This is a genomic window from Dolichospermum circinale AWQC131C, from assembly GCF_000426905.1.
Lineage (GTDB): Bacteria > Cyanobacteriota > Cyanobacteriia > Cyanobacteriales > Nostocaceae > Dolichospermum > Dolichospermum circinale.
Genome location: NZ_KE384588.1, coordinates 199,595 through 204,320, shown reverse-complemented (window position 1 = coordinate 204,320; position 4,726 = coordinate 199,595). Strand labels below are relative to the sequence as shown.

General features: G+C 34.8%; 6 protein-coding genes and 1 pseudogene. 5 read left to right on the top strand and 2 right to left on the bottom strand.

Annotated features, from left to right (window positions below):
- Together ACIR131C_RS26535 and ACIR131C_RS0102240 are read right to left on the bottom strand one after the other, a co-directional pair.
- A pseudogene (locus tag ACIR131C_RS26535) lies at positions 1–150 on the bottom strand (Uma2 family endonuclease); the annotation flags it as partial.
- Positions 151–253: 103 nt separating this feature from the next.
- Positions 254–1,690 carry a TldD/PmbA family protein gene (locus tag ACIR131C_RS0102240; protein WP_028088896.1) on the bottom strand — a complete coding sequence of 479 codons (1,437 nt, stop codon included), beginning with the start codon at positions 1,688–1,690 and terminating at the stop codon, positions 254–256.
- Between the two features lie 279 nt (positions 1,691–1,969).
- On the opposite strand from ACIR131C_RS0102240, the gene ACIR131C_RS0102235 reads away from it, so the two are divergent.
- From ACIR131C_RS0102235 to ACIR131C_RS0102210, 5 genes are all read left to right on the top strand, one after another.
- The gene (locus ACIR131C_RS0102235; RefSeq protein ID WP_028084971.1) at positions 1,970–2,287 is read left to right on the top strand and encodes a hypothetical protein; all 318 of its coding nucleotides are present in this window, start codon (positions 1,970–1,972) and stop codon (positions 2,285–2,287) included.
- Positions 2,284–2,652 carry a hypothetical protein gene (locus ACIR131C_RS0102230; RefSeq protein ID WP_028088895.1) on the top strand — a complete coding sequence of 123 codons (369 nt, stop codon included), beginning with the start codon at positions 2,284–2,286 and terminating at the stop codon, positions 2,650–2,652. The genes ACIR131C_RS0102235 and ACIR131C_RS0102230 overlap by 4 nt, the downstream gene beginning before the upstream one ends.
- Before the next feature lie 869 nt (positions 2,653–3,521).
- Positions 3,522–3,860, top strand: a complete 339-nt coding sequence (locus ACIR131C_RS0102220; RefSeq protein WP_028088894.1) for a hypothetical protein — start codon at positions 3,522–3,524, stop codon at positions 3,858–3,860.
- A gap of 167 nt (positions 3,861–4,027) precedes the next feature.
- Positions 4,028–4,297 (top strand): DUF2281 domain-containing protein, encoded by a 270-nt coding sequence (locus tag ACIR131C_RS0102215; protein WP_028084968.1) that lies wholly within the window; start codon positions 4,028–4,030, stop codon positions 4,295–4,297.
- Positions 4,294–4,719 carry a type II toxin-antitoxin system VapC family toxin gene (locus tag ACIR131C_RS0102210; RefSeq protein ID WP_028088893.1) on the top strand — a complete coding sequence of 142 codons (426 nt, stop codon included), beginning with the start codon at positions 4,294–4,296 and terminating at the stop codon, positions 4,717–4,719. The genes ACIR131C_RS0102215 and ACIR131C_RS0102210 overlap by 4 nt, the downstream gene beginning before the upstream one ends.
- The last annotated feature ends 7 nt before the right edge of the window (positions 4,720–4,726 follow it).

Genomic DNA, 4,726 nt, shown 5'->3' with positions numbered 1-4,726 from the left:
TAACCATTTGAGACATTTGATTAAGAGCATAATTTGCTCTAGATGTAGTTCTGTTTCCACGGTCGGTTCATCACTATATAAATCACTTGGGGGAAATATTACATCTGCGGAGATGTCTTGTTGTGATTCTAATTCTTGAGCAATGATCATATTGATATAGCATCAAGTAGTTACTTTTTTATTGTAGCAATTAATTAAACTTTTGCCAATACTCCAGGGAATATTTAAGAGAGATAGGACAAAATATAATTCGTCAACCACCACCAAAAACTTCCACATTTGCAAATGCACAAACTGGTGAACCATGTCCTACAAAAATCATTTGATTTGGTTCTCCTTTACCGCAATGAGGCGCTCCATAAATTTGCCAATTGCTATTATCTCCAACTTGAATTAAACTATGCCAAAATTCTGGAGTAGTGGCGCGATAGTTAGGATTTCGCAAGGTTTTTGTCAATTTACCGTTTTCAATTAATTTGGCATATTCGCAACCAAATTGAAATTTATAACGTTGATCATCTATTGACCAAGAACGGTTAGATTCCATGTAAATACCATGTTCTATGCCGGCGATAATTTCCTCAAAGGTGGCGTTTCCTGGTTCTAAATTCAAGTTAGCCATTCTATCTATAGGAGGACGATTCCAGGAACAAGCCCGCGCACAAGCAACACCTGGTAAATTTGCTCTGGTTTGACTTTCTAAACTGCCTAAACCTCTTTGCAAAATCCCATTTTTAATGATATATTCTTTGGTGGCTATTGCACCAGTATCATCAAAACCATAACTGGCAAATTCACCTGTTACTGTAGGATCAAAGGTAATATTCAGCAAAGGTGAACCATATTCTAATTTACCAAAATCATCTTTGGTAACAAAGCTACCCCCAGCATAGTTGCGTTCATCTCCTAAAATGCGATCAATTTCTAAAGGATGTCCGATACTTTCATGAATTTGTAGCATCATTTGGTCTGGTGCTAAAACTAAGTTAGTCCGGGTATTTGGACATTCTGCTGCTGTTAATAATTCTAAGGCTTCTTCTCCAACTTTTTGGACTTGATGCCATAAGTTATCTTCTTGGAAGAGTTCCCAACCTCCTTGATAATAGTTGGCTTCTTGTCCATTGTTAGTGCGTTGTTGGACGATTTCTCCATCTTGGGCTATGGCGCTAAAATGATTTCCCAACGTGAGAATTTTTTGATATATTTCTGAACCGTTGCTACTGACAAACCAGGTTTCTTTTTGATGTGTACTGGTTCTGGCTGTTGTTTGCACGATTTTATCGTTAATTTTTAGTCCCTGACAAATCCTAATTAGTAAATTATTTATTTCTCCAGGACTAATAGTATTAAATGGTTCTAAATATGGTGATTGATATTCACCAACTACTTGAGGACGGATATTTTCACTAATTGGATATATCCACCATTTTCTAGCTGCTAATGCTTGTTTATAGGCGATTTTGGCAGCATTTTGTAAACTAGAAATATTTAAGGAATTAGTAGCAGCATAACCTAAACAGCCATCAACCATCACTTCTATCATTGCTCCCATATTCAATGATTTACCATTGCTTTGAGGTAAACCATCACGCACATAATGGTGTGCAGAAGTTGTTTTAACGGCTCTAATTCCTACCCAATCGGCTGGTATATTCAAATTAGCGATCGCTTTTGTTAATTCGGTCCACATAATTGCAATTAAAAGTTAAGTAGGTTAACGTTAAAAATTGTCGTTATAGCACTAGGTAAGAGGTAAGGGTGAAGAAGTTTTCAGTGGTTTTACTTTTCTTGACACAGTTTGATTTGATTGTGTTGACCTACTTAAATTACACTAGCCAAATGACACAAAACAAAAAATTATCATCTAGATTTTTTGTTATTATACCGTACTGATGCAAATCGCACTATTAATCAATATAGTCGTTTTTTAGGTTAAAATAGACAATACACTTTAATCAGGTGATTAATCATGACAAAATCTACACCGCAAAGGGTTGTCCGTCGTGGTCGAGTGTTTCCCGAAATTCAGTGGACCCAAGAACAAAAAGCTCAGGAAAAAGCCAGAAGACAGGCTTTTTCTGATCGTTGTTGGGTAATTTTTGAGCGGTTAAAACCGGAAATACTCGATAAATACTATGGTTGGTATATTGCTATTGAACCTGATAGCGGGGATTATTTTATTGATCAGGATCAAGAGGTAGCTAGTAAAATGGCCAGAGAAAAGTATCCTCATGTCATTCATCATATTTATGGCATTAATGAAACGGGAGTTAGTGGCAGAATATGATTGAGGGTAGATTTGGAGATAAAGGTCAAATTTATTTGGAAATTGATTTAATTGATGGAGATAATTTCAGTTTTCCTGTAGAAACAATGTTAGACACAGGATTTACTGAATATTTAGCCATGAATAAACAAGATGTACAAAGTCTTGATTGGCCTTTTTTACGTCAGAATAAATTAAGAACTGCTCAAGGAGAAACTGATTTTGATGTTTATCATGGTAGGGTAATTATAGATGGTCAAGAGTGGGAAATTCCTGTATTTGCTGGAGATGAAATTCAGGAAATTTTACTGGGTTATCGATGGTTGAAGTTGTTTGTTTTAGTTGCTAATTATGGTGAAGATAGGGTAAGTTTAGATTTGATTTAATTAAGATTTTTTATTAATAAAAAGGTGGATTACGGGTTGTATCTAGAACGAAATAGCCCTGGGTGGTAATTGCCAGAATATTTGGTCTTTATTCCAAATTTTAGGGCTAGGATGCCTAAAAAGACAATATAATTAGATTTAGGGACTTCCAAGAAATAAATTATCCTGATTAACGAACCACAGAGGCGCAGAGGACACAGAGGAATAAGGGTTTGAGAGATTTTTGTGTTAGGTGGTTGAGTATTTTTTATTTGGAAGTCCCTTAACAAATTACTGATTTTATTAACGTTGCTTTTTATGCCCAAGCATGATCCCGCAAAATTAAAAAAAGTATCTATTAGTCTTCCCTTTGGTATAGGTTCTGCGGAATGGGAAGCTGACACGACGGAACGAAAAGCCGCTTACCATTCCAATTCAAAACAGTCCTGTTTTATTATGGTATCAATGAATCTGATTTATCCGAAAATATACCACAAAGTCAAAAAGCTCTTGAAGTTATTAAGCTTGCTACTCAACAGGATGAGTCTCTTTCAAACTTGCTAAATACTATATATGAAGTTGCACCACATTTGAGGAGGTAGAATAAATGGAGAAAGCTGATCTTCAAACTGTAAATATCATGGATAAGGTTTTAAATCTAAAACAAGGCGAATACATGAGTTCAGAAGACTTGCCAGCAATTGGCAATATTAGGAATTGATATCAAAAGCATCATTAGTTAATTTCCTGTTGTATAATATTTATATATATTTTCCCTGATCAATCTAACAGCTTACTATCACGGCAGACACGGCAGATTTTGTCATAATATAAAGATAGGATTCCCATGACTAATTACGCTTTATCAACATTATGAGGAATAAATAATTATGTCTCAATCCGATTTAATCAATAAACCAGAATTAAGTAACACTACCAAAGAAAATCATCTCATAGAAGTTTTACGAGAAATTCAAGTAACACCTAAAGAATATTGGCCAAATCTCCTACAAATAATGCGAGTATTTCGAGAAAGTTTTACTTTTAAACCTGAGATTTTTAACCATTCTCAGCTAGAAATAGACGCACAACAACAAGTTTTAAATCAACAACATCAATTACTCAAAGAATTAACCAAAGAGTGGTTAGAAGAAGGAGAACAAGAAGAACAAACGGAAACTTGGGAATATTTGCGGCAAAAACAAGAAATTGATGATAATCCTTTTTAATATTAAGGAGTAGAAAAAGCCATTAAAACCAATGAAGCAACAGCTACAGATTGGATAAATCAACAATTGGAAAATTTAGGAATTGATCTCAAAAATGAAGAAGAAAATAAAAATTAATGCTGATGTCATTTATATTAGAATAATAGCCTAGTAGTAGAGGTGAAACTATGACCATTGAACAAGCAGTTTTAGAAAACCTGCGAGAGTTACCAACCGATAAACAACAGGAAGTTTTAGATTTTATTCAATTTCTCAAACATAAACTGTCACAAATAAAAGAACAAGTACAGGAAAAACCATTACAGAATAAAGGAGATAGCTTTTGGGAAGGGGTTTTAAGGTTTCGAGAAACAATTGAAAGAGAAGGAATTGAATTTACAGATGAAGATTTTGCAAATCTTAGAGATCGTAGTCCAGGACGCGAGATTGATTTATGACAGTTCGCTTTTTACTAGACTCTAATATTATCTCAGAACCGAGTCGGCCAATTCCCAATACTCAGGTTTTAGATCAATTAAATCGCTATCGTTCAGAAGTAGCAGTAGCAAGTCTTGTTGTTCATGAAATCCTTTATGGCTGTTGGCGTTTACCAGCATCTAAACGCAAGGATTCTTTATGGAAATACATTCAAGATTCTGTGTTAGATTTGCCTGTGTTTGATTATGATCTCAAAGCTGCAAAATGGCACGCACAGGAAAGGGCTAGATTATCAAAAATTGGTAAAACACCTGCTTTTATTGATGGACAAATTGCGAGTATTGCGTTCTGCAATGACTTGATTTTAGTAACAAACAATATGGCAGATTTTCAGGATTTTGAGGATCTGATAATTGAGAATTGGTTTATTACAGTTGATTAGATTGAGG